Below are 25,696 nucleotides of genomic sequence, written 5' to 3'. Positions count from 1 at the left end.
AGTTTCCGGTCAATTCAGACGTTTTACGTATTACCTCAATAAAGATTTCTTTTTGCTCGGGAGAAGCATGTCGGGATCCAATTCAGCAATCAGTCGCCGCCGTTTACTGAAAGGTGCGGGTGCTATGTGGCTTTTGAGCGTCAGCCAGGTTGGTCTGGCTGCCATGAGTCAGGTCGTTGCCGTACGTGTCTGGCCAGCGTCCAGCTACACCCGCGTCACGGTAGAATCTAACCGTCTGCTGAAATACAAACAGTTTGCCCTGAGTAATCCTGAGCGTGTGGTTGTGGATATTGAAGGCGTTAATTTGAACTCGGTGCTCAAGGGCATGGGTGCGCAGATCCGTCCTGACGATCCGTATATTAAATCGGCGCGCGTCGGGCAGTTTGACCCACAGACCGTGCGGATGGTGTTCGAGCTGAAACAGAATGTGAAGCCACAACTTTTTGCGCTGGCTCCGGTGGCCGGCTTTAAAGAACGTCTGGTGATGGATCTCTATCCCGCGAATGCCCAGGATGTTCAGGATCCGCTGCTGGCGTTGCTGGAAGAATACAACAAGGGCGATCTGGACAAACAGGTGCCGCCTGCGCAAAGTGGCCCGCAGCCGGGTAAAGCGGGGCGCGATCGCCCCATTGTCATTATGCTCGACCCAGGGCATGGCGGAGAGGACTCCGGTGCGGTGGGGAAATACAAGACGCGTGAAAAAGATGTGGTGCTGCAGATTGCCCGACGCCTGCGAGCCCTCATAGAGAAAGAGGGCAACATGAAGGTCTTTATGACGCGAAATGAAGATATCTTCATTCCGCTTAAAGTCCGCGTGGCGAAAGCGCAGAAGCAGCGTGCAGACCTGTTTGTCTCTATTCACGCCGATGCATTTACCAGTCGACAGCCCAGAGGTTCGTCGGTATTTGCGCTCTCGACTAAAGGGGCGACAAGCACCGCCGCGAAATATCTGGCGCAAACTCAGAACGCCTCGGATTTGATTGGCGGCGTCAGCAAGAGTGGCGATCGCTACGTCGACCATACCATGTTCGACATGGTGCAATCGCTGACCATCGCCGACAGTCTGAAGTTTGGTAAAGCGGTATTGAATAAGCTCGGTAAAGTCAACAATCTGCATAAGAACCAGGTTGAACAAGCCGGGTTTGCGGTACTTAAAGCGCCGGATATTCCGTCTATTCTGGTGGAAACCGCATTTATCAGTAACGTTGAGGAAGAGCGTAAGCTCAAAACTGCGACCTTCCAGCAGGAAGTTGCAGAGTCGATTCTGGCGGGGATCAAAGCCTACTTTGCCGATGGTGCGACGCTGGCGAGAAGGGGATAACAAAAAAGCGCTGAAAAGCGCTTTTTTTATGGACCACAGATACAAAAAAACACCCTTTAGGGTGTTTATAATGTTGGTTGCGGGGGCCGGATTTGAACCGACGACCTTCGGGTTATGAGCCCGACGAGCTACCAGGCTGCTCCACCCCGCGTCACCGTACTGCTTTATATTTTATCAAATTTGATTGGTTGCGGGGGCCGGATTTGAACCGACGACCTTCGGGTTATGAGCCCGACGAGCTACCAGGCTGCTCCACCCCGCGTCACCGTACTGCTTTTATTTCATCAAATTTTAATTGGTTGCGGGGGCCAGATTTGAACTGACGACCTTCGGGTTATGAGCCCGACGAGCTACCAAGCTGCTCCACCCCGCGTCCGTGGATGCGCACTATACTCTGCTCGCATTTTCATGCAACCCTTTTTTCACCTTGATCACGTTTTTAAGGTGAAAATGAACAAAAACAACGCATTCTGGATTGTTTTTTGCTCAAAATTTGCGTTCGGGTATGTATACGCATTTCATTAGGTTCGGGGGTTTGTTATCTTCGTCTCGCATTCAGGCAACATAAGACGAGAACAATGAAAGGACGTTGGGCAAAATATCTTCTGGCGGGAGCAGTCGTCGCGATGCTCGCCGCGTGTTCCTCAAAACCCACCGATCGTGGGCAGCAGTATAAAGACGGGAAATTTACCCAGCCTTTCTCACTGGTGAACCAGCCTGATGCGGTTGGCGCACCAATCAATGCCGGTGATTTCGCCGAGCAGGTTAATCAAATTCGCAGCGCTTCGCCACGTTTGTACGGCAACCAGAGCAACGTTTACAACGCTATCCAGCAGTGGTTACGTGCGGGCGGTGATACGCGCAGTATGCGCCAGTTTGGTATTGATGCCTGGCAAATGGAAGGGGCGGACAACTACGGTAACGTCCAGTTTACCGGTTATTACACGCCGGTTATTCAGGCGCGCCATACGCGCCAGGGCGAGTTTCAGTATCCTATCTATCGCATGCCGCCAAAACGTGGCCGTTTACCAAGCCGGGCCGAGATTTACGCGGGTGCGCTGAGCGACAACTACATTCTGGCGTACAGCAACTCCCTGATGGATAACTTCATTATGGATGTGCAGGGCAGTGGTTACATCGATTTTGGCGATGGCAGTCCGCTTAACTTCTTTAGCTATTCCGGGAAAAACGGCCACGCCTATCGCAGCATCGGTAAAGTGCTTATCGACCGTGGCGAAGTGAAAAAAGAAGATATGTCGATGCAGGCTATTCGCCATTGGGGTGAAACGCACAGCGAAGCCGAAGTGCGTGAGCTGTTGGAGCAGAACCCATCGTTTGTCTTCTTTAAACCGCAATCTTTTGCACCGGTCAAAGGGGCCAGCGCGGTACCGTTGATTGGCCGCGCATCTGTGGCTTCTGACCGCAGTATCATTCCGGCGGGCACAACATTGCTGGCGGAAGTCCCGTTACTGGACAATAACGGCAAGTTTACCGGCCAGTACGAACTGCGCCTGATGGTGGCGTTAGATGTGGGTGGCGCTATTAAAGGGCAACACTTCGATATCTATCAGGGCATTGGTGCTGACGCCGGACACCGTGCGGGGTGGTATAATCACTACGGTCGCGTGTGGGTACTGAAAACAGCGCCGGGTACGGGTAACGTGTTCAGCGGTTAATAGCCGGATGGCGCTCGATATTAATGAATTTGAGGTGTTATGTCTGTGGTTATCAGTGATGCCTGGCGCCAGCGTTTTGGCGGTACGGCGCGTCTGTATGGCGAAAATGCGCTGCAGTTGTTTGCCCAATCGCACGTTTGCGTGGTCGGGATTGGCGGGGTAGGGTCGTGGGCGGCGGAAGCGCTGGCGCGTACCGGTATTGGCGTCATCACGCTCATCGATATGGATGATGTGTGCGTCACCAATACTAACCGCCAGATCCATGCTCTGCGCGATAACGTCGGCCTGGCAAAAGCTGAAGTGATGGCTGAACGTATCCGCCAGATTAACCCGGAGTGCCGGGTGAACGTAGTCGATGATTTTGTCACGCCGGATAATGTTGCTGAGTATATGAGTGCGGGTTATTCGTATGTCATTGATGCGATTGATAGCGTGCGCCCAAAAGCGGCACTGATCGCCTGGTGTCGGCGTAACAAAATTCCGCTGGTGACCACCGGTGGTGCGGGAGGGCAGATCGACCCGACGCAGATACAGGTCGTTGATTTGGCAAAAACTATCCAGGATCCGCTGGCAGCCAAGCTACGCGAGCGACTGAAAAGCGATTTTGGCGTGGTGAAAAACAGCAAAGGCAAGCTGGGCGTGGACTGTGTGTTCTCGACCGAAGCGCTGGTTTACCCGCAGGCAGATGGCTCGGTATGTGCGATGAAGGCGACGGCGGAAGGGCCGAAGCGCATGGATTGCGCATCCGGTTTTGGCGCGGCCACTATGGTGACCGCCACCTTTGGCTTTGTTGCCGTCTCACACGCGCTGAAGAAGATGATGGCGAAAGCGGCGCGCCAGAGTTGAGTGTGTTGTGCCGGATAAGGCGCGTTCGCGTCGCCATCCGGCAACCATCAAACCTGTCGGGCAGCCTCAAGAATCGCCTCGTTAAGAGCATGCAGCCCCTGGGTACGCGAGGCGCTGAGCTGCGCGCGTAAACCTAGCTCGTCAAATAATGCCATAGGCGAATGCGCCAGTAACTCGGCTGCGGTTTTACCTTCAACCGCCGTGAGTAATACCGCCAACAGCCCGCGTACAATGCGACCTTCGCTGTCTCCGAAGAAATGCAAAGTACCATTCTCATGAAGGGTATGCCCCAGCCAAACGCGGTTTTCGCAGCCCGCGATCTCTTTGGCCTGTGCCTTTAGCGAATCAGGAAGCGCTGGCAACTGCTTACCCAGCAGAATCAGCTGGCGATATTTATCTTCCCACTGGGTGAGCGGGGTAAAGGTATTGCGTAACGTCTCTTCCGTTACGGTTGTGCCAAACGGGTGTCCGGCGAACAGAGGGCTTGTCATTAATCCACCAATATTTCCAGCGCGCGGTCAACGGCTGCGACCAACGCATCTACATCACTTTGCGTATTATAAGGTGCAAATGAGGCGCGTAGCGTCCCGGATACGCCCAGTTCTGCCAGCAGCGGTTGCGCACAGTGTTGTCCTGCACGCAGCGCAATGCCATATTCTGCCAGCAACGTCACCATGTCGCTGTGATGAACGCCTGCGAAATCAAAGGCTAACAGACTGGAGTCCTGGCAGCGGAAGGAGCGAAAGCCGGGGCGTTTCGCCAGCGCATCTTCTGCCAACGTCGCCAGACCCCGGCTCCAGTTTTCGGCCTGCACCACGTCAACGTCCGCCAGCCATTCGAGCGCCGCGCTTAGCCCGATAACGCCAGCAACGTTAGGCGTACCGGCCTCCAGCTTCCATGGAGCAGCCTGGGTGGTGAAACCGTCAAAACTGACTTCGCTAATCATTTTACCGCCACCGAGCCAGGGAGACATGGCATCCAGCAGTTCCGGTTTACCGTACAGCACGCCAATGCCGGTGGGGCCATACAGCTTGTGGCCCGAGAACGCATAGAAATCAATGTCTAATTGCTGTACGTCGGCGGGGAAATGGACAATCCCCTGGGCGCCATCCACCATCACCACCATACCAGCCGCATGGGCGAGGGTAATGGCGCGGGCCAGATCCGGGCAACCGCCGGTAACGTTCGACATCTGCCCAAGCGCCAGAATGCGGCTGCGTGGAGTGATGAGTTGCGCGAGGCTTTCAACGTCTGGCAATAAATGGTCGTTAAGCGGTAGTCTGACGACCTTCGCCCCCGTTTGCTCCGCCACCATCAGCCAGGGCACGAGGTTGGCATGGTGTTCTGCTGCGCTAACGATAATCTCATCACCCGGTTGTAAGCGCGGTCGCGCATAGCTTTGGGCAACCATGTTGATCGCTTCCGTCGTACCGCGGGTCCAGACGATTGTTTTGTCATCCGGCGCATTAATCAGGCTTGCGACTTTTTCCCGTGCGGCTTCATAGCGTGCGGTCAGGCGCTGTGCTTCGGCAAACTGGCTGCGATGGACGTTACCGGCGCTCAGGCTATAAAACTGATGGGTGGCCTCAATCACTGCCTGCGGCTTCAGTGCGGTAGCAGCGCTGTCGAGATAGACGCCAGCATCGTTGAGTGCGGGAAATTGCGCGCGAAACTGCGCGGGGTTAAAAGCGTTCATGGTACTCCTCAGTTCAGTAAACCGATCGTGGCGCAAAAAGGGCGCTGATACAAGGGGTGTGCTAACCATCGGAATACTCTGGATATCCTGGCAAAGTCCACGCAGTGTCTTATGCTATATACCGTTAGGCGAGCAATTTAGCCTGTTACGGAGTGTGTTTTTAATAGCATAAATCGCTTTAAGGAGAAAAAGATGAAAAAGACTGCCGCAATTATCTCTGCTTGTATGCTGACTTTTGCCCTGAGCGCCTGTTCTGGTTCGAATTACGTGATGCACACCAATGATGGTCGATCAATCGTATCTGATGGTAAGCCACAGACCGACAATGAAACGGGGATGATTTCGTATAAAGACGCTAACGGCAACAAACAGCAGATTAACCGTACCGATGTGAAAGAGATGGTAGAACTGGATAACTAACCGGTCGTCCATCGACAAAGAGTCGGACAAAAAAAAGCACCGCAATTTGGCGGTGCTACATTAATCACTATGGACAGACAGGGTAAATGTACAGGAAGTGAAAAAGGGTAGCTTTGCTACCATGGTCTGAATCGCAGACCAATTGCAAACACAACAACACAACATCACAACCGTAAGCCAAAAGCCCACCAGAACACGCATTCCGATAAAACTTTTCGTTCCGGCTTCAGGAAGTGCCGCCACTATAGGTATTTGCTGGTAGAACCTCAACGGACAATTTATAATGGCTCAGATAAAAAAAACTAATAGGTTACAACCTGTTGGTTAATTGTTAAATTCATTTAACATCAAAGCCTAAAAGTCATGTCAAAACGATTACCACCCCTAAATGCGTTGCGTGTTTTTGATGCTGCAGCGCGTCATTTGAGCTTTACTCGCGCAGCAGAAGAGCTTTTTGTGACGCAGGCCGCAGTAAGTCATCAAATCAAGTCACTTGAGGATTTCCTGGGGCTGAAGCTGTTTCGTCGACGCAATCGATCTTTGCTGTTAACGGAAGAAGGCCAAAGCTACTTTCTCGACATCAAAGAGATTTTTTCGCAATTAACCGACGCGACGCGTAAACTTCAGGCACGCAGTGCAAAAGGTGCGCTCACCGTGAGTTTATTGCCCAGTTTTGCAATCCAATGGATGGTTCCCAGACTCTCTAGCTTTAACTCAGCTTATCCGGGAATCGATGTCAGGATCCAGGCGGTGGACCGTCAGGAAGACAAACTGGCTGACGATGTTGATGTGGCGATTTTCTACGGACGTGGCAACTGGCCGGGTCTGCGTGTTGAAAAATTGTACGCAGAATATCTATTGCCGGTCTGCTCGCCGCTATTACTCACCGGTGATAAACCGCTAAAGACGCCCGAAGATCTGGCGAAACACACATTATTGCACGATGCGTCGCGCCGTGACTGGCAAGCCTATACGCGCCAGCTTGGCCTGAATCATATCAACGTACAGCAGGGACCCATCTTCAGCCATAGCGCCATGGTGCTCCAGGCTGCTATCCATGGACAGGGAATTGCATTGGCTAATAACGTCATGGCGCAATCCGAAATAGAAGCCGGACGTCTGGTCTGTCCGTTTAATGATGTTCTGGTCAGCAAAAACGCATTTTATCTGGTTTGTCATGACAGTCAGGCAGAACTGGGTAAAATAGCCGCCTTCCGTCAGTGGATTCTGGCGAAAGCGGCCACGGAACAAGAAAAATTCCGCTTTCGTTATGAACAATAATTTACGTAGGGTATTCACATGACCAGCCGTTTTATGCTGATTTTTGCCGCCGTAAGTGGCTTTATCTTTGTGGCGTTGGGCGCCTTTGGGGCACATGTTCTGAGTAAAACCCTCGGTGTCGTTGAGATGGGGTGGATCCAGACTGGCCTCGAGTATCAGGCGTTCCATACGCTGGCTATATTTGGCCTGGCCGTCGCCATGCAGCGGCGCATTAGCATTTGGTTTTACTGGAGTAGCGTGTTTTTGGCATTAGGAACGGTGCTGTTTAGCGGCAGCCTGTATTGCCTCGCGCTCTCGCATTTACGCCTGTGGGCGTTTGTTACCCCCGTCGGCGGTTTCAGCTTCCTTGTGGGCTGGGCGCTGATGTTAGTGGGCGCTATTCGATTGAAACGTAAGGGCGTTAGCCATGAATAAGGTTGTATTGTTGTGTCGCCCAGGTTTTGAAAAAGAGTGCGCCGCAGAAATTACGGATAAAGCAGGACGCCGGGAAATCTTCGGTTTTGCCCGCGTGAAAGACAATGCGGGTTACGTCATCTTCGAATGCTATCAACAGGACGATGCCGAAAAGTTAGTGAAAGAGTTGCCGTTTAGCTCGCTGATTTTTGCCCGTCAAATGTTTGTGGTGGGCGAACTGCTGCAATATTTACCGCCGGAAGACCGCATTACGCCGATTGTCGGCATGTTGCAGGGCGTGGTAGAGAAAGGCGGCGATCTGCGCGTTGAAGTTGCTGATACCAATGAAAGCAAAGAGTTGGTTAAATTTTGCCGTAAATTTACCGTACCACTGCGCGCGGCGCTGCGGGAAGCGGGCGTGCTGGCAAAATATGAAACGCCAAAACGTCCGGTGGTTCATGTGTTCTTTATCGCACCAGGCTGTTGCTATACCGGCTATTCCTGGCCCGACAATAACTCCCAGTTCTACATGGGTATTCCGCGTCTGAAGTTCCCGGCCGATGCGCCGAGCCGTTCAACACTGAAGCTGGAAGAAGCGCTGCACGTGTTCATTCCTGCCGATGAGTGGGATGAACGTCTGGCTAACGGAATGTATGCGGTGGATTTAGGGGCATGCCCGGGCGGTTGGACCTATCAACTGGTTAAACGCAACATGTGGGTTTACTCCGTGGATAATGGTCCGATGGCGCAAAGTCTGATGGATACCGGACAAGTTACCTGGCTGCGCGAAGACGGATTTAAGTACCGGCCGAATCGCAATAACATTTCGTGGATGGTTTGCGACATGGTGGAAAAGCCCGCGAAGGTTGCCGCCCTGATGGCGCAGTGGCTAGTCAACGGCTGGTGTCGTGAGACTATTTTCAACCTCAAGCTGCCGATGAAAAAACGCTACGAAGAGGTGTCGCAAAACCTGGCTTATATTCAGGCACAGCTTGACGAGCATGGCGTAAATGCCCAGATTCAGGCGCGTCAGCTGTATCATGACCGTGAAGAAGTCACTGTGCACGTCCGTCGCCTGTGGGCTGCTGTTGGTGGTCGTCGCGACGAGCGATAAGGTAAAATTGCAGGCCGGATGAAGGCGTAAATGCCTCATCCGGCCTGCATTGTTTCAATCATCGGCGTATCTGAAATAATATGCGTCACATCATCCAGATGCCCAATCCGGGCCTCTCCCGAACGATTAAATTTACTTTTATCGATCAGCAATAATGACTGCGCTGCGCGCTTAAGCAGAATGGACTTGAAGTCGGCATTGGTCGCGTTAGAGTCCCAGAGTGCGCCGTCGCTGTCGATCCCTGCGCAGGAAAAAATAAACAGATCGATCTCGAGTGGTTTGAGCTGCGAGATGAGCGAGGGGTTAACATAGCAACCGTATTTACGCTCAAGGCGACCGCCGGAGCTGAAGAGCTGAAGGTGTTCGCGTTTAGCCAATTCCTGGCAAATGGGCTGGCTGTTGGTAAAGACGTGAATGTTGATGTCCGGTAACTGTCGCGCCAGGTACCAGCACGTTGAGCTGGCGTCCAGGGCTATCACCATACCTTCTTCGATCCATGCCAGCGCTTCGCGGGCAATATTCGCTTTGTGGGCATAGTGGCTTTTGAGTCGCATATGAAACGGGTCGCCGCTGTCCTGATTTTCCCGATGAATCACTTTGGCCCGCCCGTGATTGCGCAGCACTTTTCCCTGGGCTTGTAGCTCGCTGAGATCGCGGCGGATGGTCTCTTTGCTGACCTTAAGTTGCAAAGCAAGGGTTTCGGTTGTCAGATTTTTGTGGTTGGTAAGCAGATCTACGATCGCCTGCTGGCGCGCCGCTTTCATGTTCTGATCCTCATCTTATGATGAATGCCCGTAGCTGACGGGCATTCAGACCAGAGATTACGGGGTTACTCCTTTTTTTAATAGAATATTCCCGTACTTTGCCCGCTCTCCTGTGATAACGATCGCAAACGCCTGTTGCGCGCGTTCATAGAAGGCATAGCGGTCAATACGCGTGATGTCCGGGCAGGGGGTTTGCAGTGAAAGCGCCTGACGATAGCGGGCCTCGACGTCAGGATCGAGGGCATCGCCTTCAACAGCCGCCATCATCACCAGCGGTGGGGCATAGCTGTCCAGTTCAAAGAGCGGAACAATCGCCTGTAGAAGGTCGCTGACCAATAGACCGTCGGCGCGGATAACCTGCGGTCCCATGCTGTGGGCCGGGAAGTGGGCATCGGAAAATATAATCTCATCGCCGTGGCCCATCTCAGCCAGCACCTTCAGCAGGTCGGGCGAAATTAAGGGAGATATTGTTTTGAGCATGTTACTCAACTCCTGTTAGTTCGGATTCGGTTTGCGGATAGAAGTAACGGTACTGGTAGCGTACCTGCCCGCGTGCCTGTTCCGGTGAGGCAAATTCCCCAGTGCCCGACCACGCAAACATTGCGGCACCTGCCACGGTGGTTTCGGCGTCATCCAGCACTTTGACAGGTATCCCGAGAACATTCGCTTTGATCTGATTCCACAACGCGTTGCGGCTTCCCCCACCAACCAATAGCAGTTCAGTGGCCTGGAAATGACCGATTTTTTCCAGCGTATGGAGGTTTCGCTGCAGCTGTTCTGTCAGTCCTTCCAGCGCGGCGCGATAAAAGTGACCACGGGTGGTATTGAGCGTAACCCCTTGCCAGCCCGCATTCTGACAGGCCAGCAGGTCGCAGTGCATCTTCACGCCTTCAGCACCTGCAGGGATGGCCCTGGCTTCGTCAATCAGCGTCTGCCAGGGGGTGTCGGCAGTCCACAGCAGCTTACGCACCCACTCGAGTACACCGGAAGCCAGCCACTGCATGCCGGGGTTATTCAGTCCAGCCTGGCTATCCAGCTCACAAGTGGAACCCGCATATTGGCTGAGCTGGGAGGTATCCACCTGCGCACTGCGCACCATCAGAATTTCCCATGTGCCGGAAGAGAGCACCGGTTCATCTGGCTGGGCTCCAGCGCCAAATAGCGCAAACTGCGTGTCGTGTCCGGCAGAGATGACCGGAATTCCCGCCGTAAGCCCGAGCAAGCTGGCAGCCTCTGGTTGCAAAGCCCCAATCTGTTCGCCTGCTTCAACCAGGCGCGGGAACAGACGGCGCGGTATGCCCGTAGCCTGCAAAATGTCATGACTAAAATCGCGCTGCCGGATGTCCAGCAACTGGCTGGTGCCCGCCATGGTGATATCTGTAGTGAACTCGCCGGTTAAACGGTGGTTGATAAGCGACGAGATAAACAACCAGGCGTGCGCCTGCTCCAGAAATTGCGGATGGTTTTCTTTCAGCCACACCAGTTTATACAGCGTGTTGAAGCTAAATGCGCCGACGCCGGAAATTTCCTGCAATTGCTGCGGTGATATGTAGCGGTGAATATTCTCCATCACCGCTGCGGTGCGTGGGCATTTCCAGCTAATCACCGGATACAGCTGCTTGCCGTTCTTATCAACCAGCGCGCCGTCAACGCCAAAAGTGGTGACGGCGATCCCGCGGACATGGCAGGCGGCCAGTTGCGTGCAGAGGCGCTGACAGCAATCGGCGAAGTGTTGCAGAATGGACTCCAGCGACCATTGATGCCAGGTACTGTTTTCTGTTGCGATGTCACTGGCGTTCGGGGTTGCTGCGCGGGCGACAATCTTTCCCTGTCGGTCAACGGCGATAGCCCGCACGTTGGTCGCGCCACAGTCGAGAACCAGGATAACGTCTTGTTTCATAATCGCTCCCCAAACGTAGCCGGATGGCGCAGCGCTTACCCGGCCTACAAAATTCACTGCGCAGGCCCGGTAAGCTTGCGCCACCGGGCCAGAGTCGCATTAACGCTTATACAGCGGGCCGTAGTTCTGGCAGGCGCGATAATCCTGGCCTTCCATATCCATACCATGGGCTGCCCAGGCTGAAGGGCGGTAAATTTTTTCGTCTTCCACGTTGTGCATACAAACCGGGATACGCAGCATGGCGGCGAGCGTAATAAAGTCCGCGCCCACGTGACCTATCGTCAGTACGCCGTGGTTTGCGCCCCAGTTAGCCATGACGGAATAGACATCGCTGAACGGGCCTTTACCGGTTAAGCGCGGGGCAAACCAGGTGGTTGGCCAGGTGGAGTTGGTGCGCGCATCAAGCTGGTCGTGCATCTCTTTCGGCAATTCCACGCTCCAGCCTTCCGCGATTTGCAGCACCGGGCCCAGGCCTTTGATGATGTTGATGCGGGTCATGGTGAAGGGCACGCCGCCCTCGGTCAGGAAGCGAGAAGAATAGCCGCCGCCGCGGAAGTATTCGTGAATAGCCGGACACCATTCGGTAGCCGCCAGGCAATCATCCGCCTCTTTCTGTGAGATCTCCCAGTGCGGCTTCATGGTCGGTTTCCCTTCGCCGTCGCGCTGTTTGCAGGAGCCATCCAGCGCTGCCGAGCCGGAGTTAATCAGGTGAATAATACCGTGCTCAGCAAGGCCGGTTAGCGGTTTACCTGTGACGCGTTCAACCGCCTCTGGCGACCAGTAGGTGCGCACATCGGCAAAGACCTGCGCTGTGCCGGTGAGTTGATGACCAAACAGCATCGCCACGCCGTTCAGGCTGTCGTTTTCGGTGGCGACAACGAACGGTTCGCGAATGCCGTTCCAGTCAAAGGAGCTGTTGAGCAGTGCTTCGGCGGTATCGCCATTCGGGTATTGATCGGTCCAGTGACGCTGGCCCTGGAAGCCTGCGGCAATCGCGTTATACCCCAGCGACTCTTCAACCCGACCTTTGTCTGCCAGTTTCTGGTTACCCTGCATCATGTCGCGAATACACATGGCCATCAGCAGGCTCTCTTTCAGCACCGCACGGCTCTGCTCTGCGTTACGCTTATATTGCTTTGCGTTCTGATCTTCACCGTAGCGGAAGTTTTTATCCGCCCACGCCAGCGCCATTTCCAGCTCAGCTTCGTCATAGATTTTTTGGTCGATGCGACGACGCAGTTCGGTCATATCAACGGGTTGAACCTTCATTCCCAGCCAGGATTCAAAGAAGTTATGATCGACAATCGAGCCGGCAATGCCCATTGAAACGCCGCCTACGGACAGGTAGCTTTTGCCTTTCATACTGGCAAGCGCCAGGCCCGCGCGGGCAAAACGCAGCAATTTTTCTTCAACATCGGCAGGGATCGTGGTGTCGCCGGCATCCTGTACGTCATGGCCGTAAATAGAGAAGGCGGGAAGTCCTTTTTGATTATGCGCAGCCAATGCTGCGGCCAGATAAACTGCGCCGGGACGTTCTGTTCCGTTAAAGCCCCAGATAGCTTTCGGGCGCATCGGATCCATGTCGATGGTTTCGCTACCGTAGCACCAGCATGGGGTAACAGTAATCGTCACGCCTACGTTCAGGCTGCTGAATTTTTCTTCACAGGCGGCAGATTCAGCCATCCCGGCAATGCAAGTGTCGGCAATCACACATTCAATTTGTGCACCACAGGCGTGACGAAGTTTCTCTGTGATCAGCGCAGCAGTGGCTTTGGCCATATTCATGGTTTGCTCTTCGAGCGATTCACGAACACCCATACGGCGCCCATCAATCACCGGACGAATTCCAATTTTCGGTAAGCTATTTTTGTTCATTCGAGGTTCCTCATCTCACTTTATGCCGTGCTGCAAAAGCGGATGTTGAACACCACCGTCGCAGTTGGCTGAATAACCCATTTTTGCTAACTCGAGTTAGCTTAGGTATTAGAGAGTTTTTTGCACAACTTTTTTGTTGTGGAACTGTGAGAGGCTTCACGAGAAGTGGTTAAAATTCGATCTGCGTCAAATAAACCAGGACGGGTATTTTCAATAAATCCTTTTTAAATTAATTGGTTGTAATAAATTGTCTGTTCAGCGTCACAGTTTTAAACCAAATGATTTGGCTATTTTGAGTAGCTAAAATAGCTTTAAAAGGCACTTCGCTAACTCGAGTTAGCATAATTGATAAAACGCATATGAACTTATAGGTAGTATTCGCATTAACGGTGACGATGGCTTCCTGGCAACGTTTTGCGCCTGATTCACTGATTGCAGTTTCTGTATATTGAGGAAAGCAGCAATGTCTGAAACATTTTTACAGATGAGTCATATTACGAAACGTTTTCCCGGCGTATTAGCGTTGAGTAATGTGGATTTTGCTTTACGCAAAGGAGAGGTTCATGCGCTGCTGGGTGAGAATGGCGCAGGAAAGTCTACGTTGATGAAGATTTTATCCGGTGTTTATCAGCCTGATGAAGGGGATATTATTTTTGAGGGACAACCTGTTACTTTTGCGAATCCGTTGAGTGCACAAAGCGCAGGTATCACCATCATTCACCAGGAGTTTAACCTTTTCCCTGAACTCACGGTGGAAGAAAATATATTTATTGGCAGGGAGTTTTGCAAAAATAATCGCTGGCGTCTGGATGAAAAACAACAGCGACAGGCAGCTATCGATATTTTGCAAAAATTAAACCTGAATATCTCTCCAGAAACGCTGGTGGCCGATCTGACCGTCGCGCAACAACAAATGGTTGAGATTGCTAAAGCGATATCGGTGAATGCCAAGATTCTTATTATGGATGAACCGACGGCAGCGCTGACCGAAACGGAAATTGACAGCTTATTTCAGGTAACTCGTTTGCTGAAAGAACAGGGAACGGGCATTGTTTATATCTCGCACAGATTAGAGGAACTGGCGCTGATCGCCGATCGCGCGACGGTGATGCGGGATGGTCAGTTTATTGCCACTGTGGATTATGATGCGGTTAAAATTAGCGATCTGATTGCCATGATGGTTGGGCGCGATCTTGGCAATATCTATCCTCGCCGCGAACCTTTGGCTCAACACAAGCCGGTGTTGGAAGTAAGCGGTCTGACGCGCAATGGCGTATTGAACAATATTGATTTCACTCTGTATCAGGGCGAAATTTTGGGCTTCGCCGGTCTGATGGGGGCAGGACGTACTGAGCTGGCGCGGGCGATTTTTGGTGCGGATCCCATTGATGGCGGAACCCTCAAGCTGAACGGTAACGTGACGGTAATTAAAGATATTCCTGATGCTATCAAACAGGGTATCAGCTATTTAACCGAGGACAGGAAAAAAGAGGGGCTGGCATTAGGACTGTCCGTTGAGCGCAATATTATGTTGGGCAATTATCCTGAGTATTCCGATCGTTATGGCAACGTGGACAGCAAACGTTGTCAGAAAACCAGCGAAGAACAGGTGAAAGCCCTACGCATTAAAACACCACATTTAGAACAGGCTGCTCTGAATTTAAGTGGTGGTAATCAGCAGAAAATTATTATTGCCAGATGGGTGTGTAAAGACACCGATATTCTCATCTTTGATGAACCCACTCGCGGTATTGATGTGGGTGCCAAACTTGAGATTTATGAATTAATGAATCGACTGGTGGCCAAAGGGAAGTCAATTATCATGATCTCCTCTGAATTACCGGAAGTGCTGGGTATGTGCGATCGCATTTTAGTGATGCGTAATGGACGTATTACCGGGGAGTTAGCTTCTGATGACGCCACACAAGAAAAAATCATGCAATATGCGACGTTAGAGGACTAATTTATGACTATCTCTGTAACCTCTTCAGACAGCAATAATAAGAAAATAAAAATTAACAAAGAACTTTTAATGCGCCTTGCGCCGCTTTTGAGTCTGATTATTTTAGTAATATTTTTTAGCTTTGGTTCGCCATTTTTCTTTAACACTGAAAACATCATGACAATCGCTCTGCAAACTTCAGTGATTGGCATTATGGCGATTGGCGTTACCTTCGTCATTATCACGTCAGGAATCGACCTTTCTCTTGGCTCGGTGGTGGCCTTTTCGGGTGTTGCGGTAGGCATCAGCGCCACGCTGGGATTGCCTCTGCCCGTATGTATTCTGGCCGGGGTGCTGGCCGGTGGATTATGCGGCTATATCAATGGTCTGCTGGTCACCAAAATGACTATCCCGCCTTTTATCGCCACGCTGGGCCTGATGATGTCCGTCAGAGGCATCAATATGGTGATGACAGATGGTCGTGCGATTTATTTCGCTGATTACCCCACCTTCAAAATGCTGGCCCAGGGACGTTTGTTCGATGTGTTGCCTTATCCCGTTTTTTACCTGGTGGTGGTGGCGCTAATCGCCGCCTACATCCTGAAGAAAACGGTGATTGGTCGCTATGTTTACGCTGTGGGTAGCAATGAGGTGGCCGCACACCTTTCCGGAATTAAAGTTCAACGCGTCAAAATTTTCGTCTACGCCTTTTGCGGTCTGCTGACCGGGATCGCCGGCGTTATTCTGGCCTCACGTCTGAACTCTGGTCAGCCAACGGTTGGCGTGGGTTATGAACTGGAAGCCATCGCAGCGGTTGTTATTGGTGGGACGAGCCTGATGGGGGGAATTGGCACCATCGGCGGGACTATCATCGGCGCATTCATTATGAGCGTGTTGAAAAACGGTCTGAACCTGATGGGGGTTTCCCAGTTCTGGCAAATGGTGGCCATGGGCGTGGTGGTCATTGCTGCGGTTTATCTCGATACATTACGCAAAAAAATTCGTTGATTTACGCTCCCGGAAGTCACGGGGCATCATAACCCTGACGTTTAGGGTGACTCACTCAGAACGGAGTAAAACAATGAGAACCAGGAATTTTGTCTATGCGTTATCCCTGCTGGCCTGTATGACATCCAGCGTAGTGGCTAAAGATATGAACCTTCCGGTGGTCAGTAAAGGTTTCCAGCATGAATTCTGGCAAACCGTAAAAATGGGGACGGAAGCGGCAGCAAAAGAGTCGGGTGATAAAACCAGCTATGTTGGCCCGGCGGATGAAACTCAGATTGCCGAGCAGATTCAGCTAGTTGAAAACGCGATGGCGCAAAAACCCAATGGACTATTGCTGGCAGCGTTAGATGCCAATGCGCTGGCGCCATTAGTTGAGACTGCAAATTCACGCGGCATTAAAGTTGTGACGTTTGACTCCGGCGTGAATTCCGATATCCCAGTGAGCTTTGTCGCCACGAATAACCGTAAAGCCGGTGCTGAAGCGGCGGAAGCACTGGCAGCGGAAGTGGGCAGCAAAGGTAAAGTGGGCATTATTGCGCACGTAGCGGGGACCTCCTCAGCGATTGAGCGTTCGGAAGGGTTTATTGCCCGCATGAAGGAGAAATACCCGGAAATCCAGGTGCTCCCGGTCCAGTACAGCGATGGCGATCCGCAAAAAGCGATGGATAAAACCATCGATATGATCCAGGCCAACCCTGATATTGCAGGGATTTATGGCACCAATGAAGGCTCAACGCTGGGCGTAGCAAACGCCATTGATAGTCAAAACCTGAAAGGCAAAGTGAAAGTGATTGGTTTTGATAGCACCGAGGCAATCATTGCTTTCCTGAAGTCTGGGGTCATTCAGGGCTTTGTCGTGCAGGACGCTTATCAGATTGGCTACCAGGGTATCAAGACACTAAATGCAGCGGTATCGGGTCAGTCTGTACCGAAAGAAATTGATATTCCGGTTAAATTCGTTAATGCGAAGAACATTGACACCCCGGAAATTGACAAGCTGTTACACCCATTCGGTAAAAAATAACACCGTTGGGGCGATGTGTTCGCCCCATCATTCGCCAGCGTCAGGGAGTTACTATGGGCAGTGGATATTTCCTCGGTGTGGATGTCGGTTCCGCCAGCGTCAGGGCTGGTGTCTTTGATGCCAGTGGCAAACGGCTGGCTTTTGCGACATATGCCATCTCGCAGTTTCGACCCGGTCCTAAGCGGGTAGAGCAGTCATCTGCAGAAATCTGGCAGCAGGTTTGCCATGCAGTGAAGGAGGCGGTGTCGTCATCCGGGGTTCGCATTGAGGAGATTCGCGCATTGGGATTTGATGCCACCTGTTCATTGGTGGCACTGGATGAACTGGGGCGGGGCCTGGCGGTTTCACCAGGCGAACCATCAGACCATAACATCATCATGTGGATGGATCATCGTGCGGCGCAGGAGACGCAACGTATAAACGCCACGCAGGATCCGGCTCTGCGCTACGTTGGCGGTGAAGTCAGCGTCGAAATGGAGCTTCCTAAAGTACTGTGGCTGAAAAACCATTTTCCAGCCACCTGGCAGAGTGCGCATCGCTTCTACGATCTGGCGGACTTTCTGGTCTCTAAAGCTACCGCCTGTGATGTTGCTGGTCTGTGCACGCTGACGTGTAAATGGAACTATCTGGCACATGAACAACGCTTTAGCCACTCTTTGCTTGACGCTGTTGAGCTAACGGATTTGTTGGGCAAAATCCCGTCGCGGATCCTGCCGCCAGGCGCCGCCGTTGGAACGCTTAGCACCGATGCGGCCCAGGCGCTGGGGCTGACGACTGCAGTGGTCGTCGCCAGCGGAATGATTGATGCCCATGCGGGCGGAGTAGCGCTTGCCGGTGTTGAGCCTGAGGGGACGTTGGCGTTGATCAGCGGAACGTCAAATTGCCATATGCTGTGCAGCGAGCAGGAAATTCATACACCAGGTGTATGGGGGCCGTACTGGTCAGCCATGCTGCCAGGCTACTGGCTGACAGAAGGGGGGCAAAGTGCCGCTGGGGCGTTAGTCGACTGGACGCTTCAGGAGTCAGGAGCCAGCGCGGCGCTATTTCACAAGGCTGAGGCGCGGGGTTGCCATCCCATCGTTTTAGTTAATGAATGGGTTGCCGCACTTGAGGAGCTGGAGTTAGAGCCAGGTCGTTATTTGCATGTGCTGGCCGATCATCACGGTAATCGTTCACCGCGCGCGCGACCCGATGCCCGGGGGAGTGTTTGCGGTTTGACTCTTGAGCGAGGCGAGATGCAGGTTGCTCGTCTGTACCTGGCGACATTACAGGCGATCGCCTGCGGTACGCGACATATTATGGAAGTGATGCGCGAAAACGGTCACACCATTTCCCGACTGACGCTGTGCGGCGGCGCAACGCATAACCCACTATGGTTGCGAGAATATGCCGATGCCACCGGATGCGATATTCATCTGATGCAGGAAGAGGATGCGGTGACGTTAGGGGCGGCCATCACTGGCGCGGTTGCCTGCGGCGCGTGGGAAAATATTCCATCTGCATGCCAAGCGATGGTTCGATCAGGCGAGGTGATTAAGGCTAACCCATCACGGCGGAACTTCTATGACCGCAAATATCAGGCTTATCTGATGATGTGGGATCAGCAGCAGGCGATTAACCAACTTATGCAGTAAGACAAAAGTTTAAAATACTTTTATGATTGTAGATTGACGTTTTTGGATGTGAACTGGGGCATATAAATGGCTAAAACAGTAGAACAGATAGCCAGCGATCTGAATTTATCGGTTACGACCGTACGACTGGTGCTGAACGGGAAAGCAGAGCAATATCGAATCAGTGTCAAAACCCAAACGCGTATTAATGAATATGTCGAGCGCTATGGTTACGTCATTAACCATTCAGCACGTAGCCTGAAATTGAATAAAACGGATACGTTGGGATTGATTGTGCCCAATATTTCCAACGTGTTTTTTGCTACACTCGCAGAAAAACTTGAGCAACGCTGTCGTCGTTCCGGTTATCAGCTAACGATTAGCTGTACCTATGACGATGTTGATTACGAAAATAAACTGACCAAAGCGTTAATAGCTCGCAATGTCGATGGCCTTTTTATTGTTCCCTCAACATTAGAGAATCAGCAGCACCATTTACGTCAGGTCAGAAAACCGATGGTGTTACTTGACCGTGATTTTAAGTATACCGATAACGCTCTGGTAGAAAGCCATAACATTTTGGGCGGCGAAAAATTGACGCAAAGTTTGTTTGACGCTGGAAAGTCGCCGATCTGGTTTTTGGTGGGAGATACCGGATTACCCAGCATCGGCGACCGTTTACAAGGTTATCTTAATGCATTGAACAATAATGGTATTTTGCATAGCGATTGGGTGCGCGAAGGTCCGGACAACACGCCCGAGGGGGGTTATCGACTGATGGATGAGTTGATCGGCGAACAGGGCTGCCCACAGGCATTTATCGCCTCATCATTACCCGTACTGGAGGGGGCCATTAACGCTATTCGTAATCGTTTTGGCACAATTCCACCTGAAATTAATATTGGGACATTCGATGAACACCCGATGCTGGGATTCCTCGCCAATAATGTCTGGTCAATGCAGCAGGATGAAAATGTTTGGGCGGAAAAAGCGTTCGATATGATGATGAGTGCTATTGATGACCAGCCAATTAAAGAAACTGTAAAAGTTGAGATGAAACTTATTAAGCGCGTAAGACAACCTTAATACGCCGCTATAAATAAATCGGCCTACTGAACCTGAATATATACGTTCAGTGGCTGCCTGTATCTGAAACCTGACCCGTCTTACTCTGCGGCTGCATTTTTCGCAATAAAGACGAGGGGAAACTGTACCCGGAGAATCATTATGGAAAGAATGCGTTTGTCGCGAGAAATCATTGAAACCTGCCTTGAAATGACCAGCCTTGGATTGAATCAGGGGACGGCGGGAAATGTGAGTGCGCGTTATGAAAATGGGATGCTGATCACGCCCAGCGGTATTCCTTACGAAAGACTTACTGAAAATATGATCGTGTATGTAGATAACGACGGGAAATATGATAAAGGACAATTACCCTCCAGTGAATGGCGTTTTCACCTGGCGGCATACCAGACGCGTCCGGATGCCAATGCGGTTGTCCATAACCATGCCGTACATTGCACGGCCGTTTCTATTCTTAATCGCCCTATCCCGGCAATTCACTACATGATTGCGGCGGCAGGGGGGAACTCTATTCCGTGTGCGCCTTATGCGACGTTTGGTACACGAGAGCTGTCAGAGCATGTGAGCGTCGCCCTGAAAAACCGTAAGGCAACGCTTTTACAGCACCATGGGTTGATTGCTTGTGAAGCGAATTTGGAAAAAGCACTGTGGTTGGCGCATGAAGTGGAAGTTCTGGCCCGCCTTTATCTGAGCACGCTGGCGATTGTTGACCCCGTGCCGGTGCTGGATGACGAGGAGATCGCCATTGTGCTGGAGAAATTCAAATCTTACGGATTACGCATTGAAGAGTAATTTCGCATAGCGAAAAGGAGAAATACGATGGCGAACAGAATGATTCTGAACGAAACGGCATGGTTTGGCCGGGGAGCTGTTGGTGCATTAACCGATGAAGTCATCCGTCGTGGTTATCGCAAGGCGTTGATTGTGACTGATAAAAATCTGGTGCAGTGCGGCGTTGTCGATAAGGTGACTTCCCGAATGGATGCTGCTGGTCTGGCATGGGAAATCTATTCAGGCGTTATTCCAAACCCAACCATTGCGGTGGTGCAGGAAGGGTTGGGTGTCTTTCAGCAAAGCGGCGCAGACTATCTGATCGCCATCGGCGGAGGCTCCCCTCAGGATACCTGTAAAGCGATTGGCATTATCAATAATAACCCTGAGTTTGCGGATGTACGCAGCCTTGAAGGGTTATCGCCAACACGCAACCCGAGCGTGCCGGTTATGGCTATCCCCACCACCGCGGGAACGGCAGCGGAAGTGACCATTAACTACGTGATCACTGACGAAGAAAATCGGCGTAAGTTTGTTTGTGTCGATCCCCATGACATCCCACAGGTAGCGTTCATTGATGCTGACATGATGGACGGCATGCCAGCGGCGCTAAAAGCCGCCACCGGAGTGGATGCCCTGACCCATGCTATTGAGGGGTACATCACGCGGGCGGCGTGGGCGCTTACCGATGCGCTGCACATTAAAGCCATTGAAATGATAGCCGGGGCATTACGTGGTTCCGTTGCGGGCGATACCCAGGCCGGGGAAGCGATGGCGCTGGGCCAGTACGTGGCCGGGATGGGCTTTTCCAACGTTGGTCTGGGATTAGTGCATGGAATGGCACACCCGTTAGGCGCGTTTTATAACACGCCGCACGGCGTAGCAAATGCCATTTTGCTGCCGCACGTGATGCGCTATAACGCCGAATTCACCGGGGAAAAATTCCGCGATATCGCCCGGGTGATGGGGGTTAAGGTTGAAGGACTGACGCTGGCAGAGGCACGTAAAGCGGCAGTAGATGCCGTCTTCGCCCTTAACCGCGATGTAGGGATCCCGCTGCATTTACGCGATGTTGGCGTACGTAAAGAGGATATTCCTGCGCTGGCGCAGGCGGCATTGGACGATGTTTGTACCGGGGGAAATCCCCGTGAAGCGAACCTTGGAGATATCGTTGAGCTGTACCACACCGCCTGGTAATTTTTCAGCGTGACGGCGTGAAAGCCTTATCCGGCCTACCGGGGGTGTTCGACGTGTAGGCCAGATAAGCACAGCGCCATTCGGCAACAGACCTATCGCACCAACCGTAATTGCTGCAGGTTTCCGTCGATATGTAAGTCCGTTTGCAGCCGTGCGATATCGCGACACAGAAACGCCATCTCCTGGTGCATCTCTAGTTTCTTGCGCCACTTGTCCGGTACTTCATCAAGATGCGCGTAAATGCCTTCCAGATGTTGAAACTGTACGAGCAACTGCGTGGCGCTTTTGGGACCAATACCTGCAACCCCCGGTACTTTCGAACTGCTGATCCCGGCCAGTCCCCAGTAATCAGGCAACTGCTGCGGCAGCACGCCAAACTCTTTCTCAATAAACGGTGCATCCAGCCAGCGCTTCTGGAAGTAGTCACGAATACGCAGCGTCGGGGAGAGCAACTGACAATAGCCTTTATCGGTTGAGACGATGGTAGCCTGATGTCCCGCCTGGCTCACTTTAACCGCCAGGGTTGCGGCTAAATCATCGGCTTCATTCCCGCTGGAGACCCAACAGCAGACGCCGCGCTGTTCAAAAGCAGCGCGTAAGGCGGGCATTTCCTGGTGCAATTCATCAGGCATCGGTGGGCGACCGGCTTTGTAGTCAGGCAACCGTTGGTGACGCCAGCCGCTGTTGCGCGCTTCATCATCGAATACCGCCACGGCGTGCGTAGGCTGACTGTGCACAATCAACTGATCGAGCGCGTGCTGGCACGTCTCTACGCAGGGTGAGCCCTGTACGGCGTGAATGCGGCGGATAAGGTTCAGTGCATCGACAATGAGCAGGTGGACGGCCACGGTGTTCTCCCTAACAAATAAGTTTGTAGGTTAACATTCACGGCGAGGGGAGGCGAGTGTTGCGAAATAGCGTTATCCGTAGGCCGGATGGCGGCGAGCGCCTCATCCGGCCTACAGATCCTGAAACGTGGTGGAACTTAATCGCAGGTGACAATCTTCATCGCCAGACCGCCGCGAGATGTTTCACGGTATTTGGCGTTCATGTCTTTACCTGTTTCGTACATGGTCTCGATGACTTTATCAAGGCACACGCGCGGTTCGCTGGTACGGCGCAGCGCCATACGTGCGGCGTTCACTGCTTTAACCGAAGCAATGGCGTTACGCTCAATGCACGGTACCTGCACCTGGCCGGCAACCGGATCGCAGGTCAGACCCAGGTTGTGTTCCATACCGATTTCCGCCGCGATGCACACCTGCATTGGGCTACCGCCCAGCAGTTCAGCCAGACCGGCCGCAGCCATGGAGCAGGCAACGCCGACTTCACCCTGACAGCCCACTTCGGCGCCAGAGATAGAGGCGTTCATCTTGTACAGTGAACCAATGGCGCTCGCGACCAGCATGTAGCGTGCCAGCGAGTTAGCGTTCACTTCGCGGATAAACTTGTCGTAGTACGCCAGCACGGCAGGAACAATCCCGCATGCGCCATTAGTTGGCGCCGTAACCACGCGTCCACCGGCAGCGTTTTCTTCGTTCACGGCCAGCGCGAACATGTTGATCCAGTCAACAACCGCCATCGGATCAGTGGTGGTTTTGTCGCTGCTGACCAGCATACGACGCAGCGCCGCCGCGCGACGTGGAACGCGCAGTTTGCCCGGCAATACACCTTCGGTGGTGATGCCGCGCTCAATCCCGCTGCGCATGACGTCCCAGACGTTGGCGAAGTGTTGTTCCAGCTCTTCTTTGCTGTGCAGCGCCAGTTCGTTTTGCATCATCAGACCGGAAAGCGACAGGCCGGTTTCCTGGCAATGACGTTGCAAATCAGCCGCAGATTTATACGGATACGGCACGTTTACCGGAGAGTTGTTCGGTAAACCAAAATGTTCTTCATCAACGATGAACCCACCGCCAATGGAATAGTAAGTCTGGCTATAAATGGCTTTTTCGCCCGCCAGTGCGGTAATACGCATCCCGTTTTCGTGCAGGGACAGATTGTCCGCATGGAAATTCATGCACTTGTCGACCGGGAACTCGACCTCATGTTGACCGTCCGCCAGCAGCAAACGTCCATGAGTATTCACATCCTGGATAAAGGCCGGGATGGCATCAATGTCTACGGTATCCGGCAGATTACCCGCCAGGCCCATAATAATCGCGATGTCGGTATGGTGACCTTTCCCCGTCAGAGACAAAGAGCCATAGACATCAACCACTACGCGGGTTACGTCAGTGAGAATTCCGCGTGCAATCAGGTCATCCGTGAATTGTTTGCCTGCTTTCATCGGGCCAACAGTGTGGGAGCTGGAAGGGCCAATGCCGATTTTGAAAATATCGAATACGCTAATCATGAGGCGTCCATTGTGTATCGAGGTGCGCCGCCCCGAGGAGCGGCGCAGGGGAATTAACTGAACAGAGAGTAGAAAATAGCGGAGATAGCGATCAGGCCCATAATCACAACGAAGACGTTGCTGATATGGCCGCTGTATTTACGCATTGCCGGTACTTTCTGAATTGCATACATCGGCATCAGGAACAGAATCATCGCGATGATTGGGCCACCCAGGGTTTCAATCATACCGAGGATACTTGGGTTCAGCGTCGCCACAATCCAGGTGGTTACCAGCATGAACAGCGCAGTGATTTTGTTCAGTTTGTTGATTTCGATGGTTTTGCCTTTGCCGCGCAGAGACTTAATCACCATACCGTTGAAACCTTCACGTGCGCCCAGGTAGTGGCCGAGGAAGGATTTGGTGATAGCGATAATCGCGATAATCGGTGCCATCCAGGCAATGATCGGCGCGTTAAAGTGGTTTGCCAGGTAAGACAGGATAGAGATGTTCTGCTCTTTCGCTGCGGCCAGATCCGCTGGGGTCAGGCTAAATACGCAGCTGAAGACGAAGAACATAACGGTCAGCACCATCATGATGTGAGCGAATGCCAGAATCTTAGAGCATTTCTTCTCAGCTTCATCACCGTATTCTTCACGCTTCGCCACGGCGAAGGAGGAGATGATTGGTGAGTGGTTGAAGGAGAACACCATTACCGGAATTGCCAGCCACAGGGTCAACAGCAGTCCGTTGCCGGTGGTTGCTGCAGAGTCAAAGGACAGGGTTTCCAGAACGGCACCGCTCCACTGAGGGATCAGGTACAGCGCCAGCAGCATCAGGGCGGCAACAAACGGGAATACCAGGATGCTCATCGCCTTCACGATCATCTGCTCACCGAAACGCACGATGGTCATCATGCCGACAATCAGGATCAGAGACAGGATTGCGCGCGGCGGCGGCGTAATTGCCAACTGGTGGGTCAGGAAGCTTTCGACGGTGTTGGTGATTGCTACGCTGTAGACCAACAGAATTGGGTAGATAGCGAAGAAGTAGAGCAGGGTAATCAGTTTACCTGCGCCTACACCAAAGTGTTCTTCTACAACTTCAGTAATGTCTTCACCCGGATTTTTACCGGACAGCACGAAGCGAGTCAGGCCGCGGTGTGCAAAGAAGGTCATTGGGAAAGCGAGGATTGCCATGATGATCAGCGGAATCATACCGCCTACGCCTGCGTTAATCGGCAGGAACAATACACCCGCGCCAATCGCCGTGCCGTAAAGGCCCAGCATCCACATGGTATCTGTCTTGCGCCATGCGCTGCGGGTCTGGCCCGTAACGATAGTGCTGGTTTGAGTGTTTTCCATCTATTTCTCCTGGAGGAAGCTTAAAAAGTCGGGTTTGGGGTCAATCCAATGAGAAAATACCCGACTGTAAATCGAA

General features: G+C 52.5%; 23 protein-coding genes and 3 tRNA genes. 14 read left to right on the top strand and 12 right to left on the bottom strand.

Features of this window, described 5'->3' with window-relative positions; genetic code table 11:
* Positions 1-67 precede the first annotated feature (67 nt).
* The gene (amiC, locus tag WC7_RS07320) at positions 68-1,321 is read left to right on the top strand and encodes an N-acetylmuramoyl-L-alanine amidase AmiC (RefSeq protein ID WP_016154266.1); all 1,254 of its coding nucleotides are present in this window, start codon (positions 68-70) and stop codon (positions 1,319-1,321) included.
* A 74-nt stretch (positions 1,322-1,395) separates the two neighbouring features.
* Here amiC and WC7_RS07325 read toward each other — a convergent pair.
* The 3 genes from WC7_RS07325 to WC7_RS07335 all read right to left on the bottom strand — a co-directional run bounded on the left by WC7_RS07325 (position 1,396) and on the right by WC7_RS07335 (position 1,694).
* Positions 1,396-1,472 (bottom strand) — tRNA-Met (locus WC7_RS07325).
* Between the two features lie 34 nt (positions 1,473-1,506).
* Positions 1,507-1,583 (bottom strand) — tRNA-Met (locus tag WC7_RS07330).
* 34 nt (positions 1,584-1,617) lie between these two features.
* Positions 1,618-1,694: transfer RNA gene (locus WC7_RS07335), tRNA-Met, on the bottom strand.
* A 205-nt stretch (positions 1,695-1,899) separates the two neighbouring features.
* Here WC7_RS07335 and mltA point away from each other — a divergent pair.
* A complete protein-coding gene (gene mltA / locus WC7_RS07340) occupies positions 1,900-2,997 on the top strand; it encodes a murein transglycosylase A (RefSeq protein ID WP_019077597.1) in 1,098 nt (365 codons plus the stop codon).
* Between the two features lie 39 nt (positions 2,998-3,036).
* Positions 3,037-3,843, top strand: a complete 807-nt coding sequence (gene tcdA, locus WC7_RS07345; RefSeq protein WP_016154264.1) for a tRNA cyclic N6-threonylcarbamoyladenosine(37) synthase TcdA — start codon at positions 3,037-3,039, stop codon at positions 3,841-3,843.
* 47 nt (positions 3,844-3,890) lie between these two features.
* On the opposite strand, the gene csdE is transcribed toward tcdA, so the two are convergent.
* Together csdE and csdA are read right to left on the bottom strand one after the other, a co-directional pair.
* Positions 3,891-4,334, bottom strand: coding sequence for a cysteine desulfurase sulfur acceptor subunit CsdE (gene csdE, locus WC7_RS07350; protein ID WP_016154263.1), 444 nt, complete (start codon positions 4,332-4,334; stop codon positions 3,891-3,893).
* Positions 4,334-5,539 carry a cysteine desulfurase CsdA gene (gene csdA / locus WC7_RS07355; RefSeq protein ID WP_016154262.1) on the bottom strand — a complete coding sequence of 402 codons (1,206 nt, stop codon included), beginning with the start codon at positions 5,537-5,539 and terminating at the stop codon, positions 4,334-4,336. Before csdA ends, csdE begins: the two co-directional genes overlap by 1 nt.
* Positions 5,540-5,731: 192 nt before the next feature.
* Between csdA and WC7_RS07360 the strand changes: the two genes are divergently transcribed.
* The 4 genes from WC7_RS07360 to rlmM all read left to right on the top strand — a co-directional run bounded on the left by WC7_RS07360 (position 5,732) and on the right by rlmM (position 8,747).
* On the top strand, positions 5,732-5,959 hold the full coding sequence (locus WC7_RS07360; protein WP_016154261.1) for a YgdI/YgdR family lipoprotein: 228 nt from the start codon (positions 5,732-5,734) through the stop codon (positions 5,957-5,959).
* Positions 5,960-6,322: 363 nt separating this feature from the next.
* Entirely contained in the window at positions 6,323-7,240 is a 918-nt protein-coding gene (gcvA, locus tag WC7_RS07365; protein WP_016154260.1) for a glycine cleavage system transcriptional regulator GcvA, read from the top strand.
* An 18-nt stretch (positions 7,241-7,258) separates the two neighbouring features.
* The gene (locus WC7_RS07370; protein WP_003034037.1) at positions 7,259-7,654 is read left to right on the top strand and encodes a DUF423 domain-containing protein; all 396 of its coding nucleotides are present in this window, start codon (positions 7,259-7,261) and stop codon (positions 7,652-7,654) included.
* Entirely contained in the window at positions 7,647-8,747 is a 1,101-nt protein-coding gene (gene rlmM / locus WC7_RS07375) for a 23S rRNA (cytidine(2498)-2'-O)-methyltransferase RlmM (RefSeq protein ID WP_016154259.1), read from the top strand. The genes WC7_RS07370 and rlmM overlap by 8 nt, the downstream gene beginning before the upstream one ends.
* A gap of 35 nt (positions 8,748-8,782) precedes the next feature.
* Here rlmM and fucR read toward each other — a convergent pair whose 3' ends face one another.
* From fucR to fucI, 4 genes are all read right to left on the bottom strand, one after another.
* A complete protein-coding gene (gene fucR, locus WC7_RS07380; RefSeq protein ID WP_016154258.1) occupies positions 8,783-9,511 on the bottom strand; it encodes an L-fucose operon activator in 729 nt (242 codons plus the stop codon).
* Positions 9,512-9,568: 57 nt separating this feature from the next.
* Complete coding sequence (fucU, locus tag WC7_RS07385; RefSeq protein ID WP_016154257.1) at positions 9,569-9,991, bottom strand: L-fucose mutarotase; 423 nt, start codon at positions 9,989-9,991, stop codon at positions 9,569-9,571.
* A gap of 1 nt (position 9,992) precedes the next feature.
* Positions 9,993-11,411: an L-fuculokinase gene (fucK, locus tag WC7_RS07390; RefSeq protein WP_016154256.1), complete on the bottom strand. Its 1,419-nt coding sequence runs from the start codon at positions 11,409-11,411 to the stop codon at positions 9,993-9,995.
* Positions 11,412-11,510: 99 nt separating this feature from the next.
* Complete coding sequence (gene fucI, locus WC7_RS07395; RefSeq protein ID WP_016154255.1) at positions 11,511-13,286, bottom strand: L-fucose isomerase; 1,776 nt, start codon at positions 13,284-13,286, stop codon at positions 11,511-11,513.
* Positions 13,287-13,749: 463 nt separating this feature from the next.
* On the opposite strand from fucI, the gene WC7_RS07400 reads away from it, so the two are divergent.
* From WC7_RS07400 to fucO, 7 genes are all read left to right on the top strand, one after another.
* Positions 13,750-15,249 carry a sugar ABC transporter ATP-binding protein gene (locus WC7_RS07400; protein ID WP_016154254.1) on the top strand — a complete coding sequence of 500 codons (1,500 nt, stop codon included), beginning with the start codon at positions 13,750-13,752 and terminating at the stop codon, positions 15,247-15,249.
* A 3-nt stretch (positions 15,250-15,252) separates the two neighbouring features.
* Positions 15,253-16,236, top strand: coding sequence for an ABC transporter permease (locus WC7_RS07405; RefSeq protein ID WP_003034055.1), 984 nt, complete (start codon positions 15,253-15,255; stop codon positions 16,234-16,236).
* 73 nt (positions 16,237-16,309) lie between these two features.
* Positions 16,310-17,260, top strand: coding sequence for an ABC transporter substrate-binding protein (locus WC7_RS07410; RefSeq protein ID WP_016154253.1), 951 nt, complete (start codon positions 16,310-16,312; stop codon positions 17,258-17,260).
* Positions 17,261-17,313: 53 nt separating this feature from the next.
* Entirely contained in the window at positions 17,314-18,894 is a 1,581-nt protein-coding gene (locus WC7_RS07415; RefSeq protein WP_016154252.1) for an FGGY-family carbohydrate kinase, read from the top strand.
* Between the two features lie 66 nt (positions 18,895-18,960).
* Entirely contained in the window at positions 18,961-19,959 is a 999-nt protein-coding gene (locus WC7_RS07420) for a LacI family DNA-binding transcriptional regulator (RefSeq protein WP_016154251.1), read from the top strand.
* Positions 19,960-20,100: 141 nt separating this feature from the next.
* Entirely contained in the window at positions 20,101-20,748 is a 648-nt protein-coding gene (gene fucA, locus WC7_RS07425; protein WP_003034062.1) for an L-fuculose-phosphate aldolase, read from the top strand.
* 27 nt (positions 20,749-20,775) lie between these two features.
* The gene (gene fucO, locus WC7_RS07430) at positions 20,776-21,924 is read left to right on the top strand and encodes a lactaldehyde reductase (RefSeq protein ID WP_016154250.1); all 1,149 of its coding nucleotides are present in this window, start codon (positions 20,776-20,778) and stop codon (positions 21,922-21,924) included.
* A gap of 92 nt (positions 21,925-22,016) precedes the next feature.
* On the opposite strand, the gene xni is transcribed toward fucO, so the two are convergent.
* The 3 genes from xni to WC7_RS07445 form a co-directional block, all read right to left on the bottom strand.
* Positions 22,017-22,772: a flap endonuclease Xni gene (gene xni, locus WC7_RS07435; RefSeq protein ID WP_016154249.1), complete on the bottom strand. Its 756-nt coding sequence runs from the start codon at positions 22,770-22,772 to the stop codon at positions 22,017-22,019.
* Positions 22,773-22,909: 137 nt separating this feature from the next.
* A complete protein-coding gene (locus WC7_RS07440) occupies positions 22,910-24,277 on the bottom strand; it encodes an L-serine ammonia-lyase (protein ID WP_016154248.1) in 1,368 nt (455 codons plus the stop codon).
* A gap of 53 nt (positions 24,278-24,330) precedes the next feature.
* Complete coding sequence (locus tag WC7_RS07445; RefSeq protein ID WP_016154247.1) at positions 24,331-25,620, bottom strand: HAAAP family serine/threonine permease; 1,290 nt, start codon at positions 25,618-25,620, stop codon at positions 24,331-24,333.
* Between the last annotated feature and the right edge of the window lie 76 nt (positions 25,621-25,696).

Source organism: Citrobacter sp. KTE151, from assembly GCF_000398845.1.
Classification (GTDB): Bacteria; Pseudomonadota; Gammaproteobacteria; order Enterobacterales; family Enterobacteriaceae; genus Citrobacter; species Citrobacter braakii.
The sequence above is the reverse complement of the archived record's forward strand: the minus strand, read 5'-3'. Positions and strand labels throughout refer to the sequence as shown.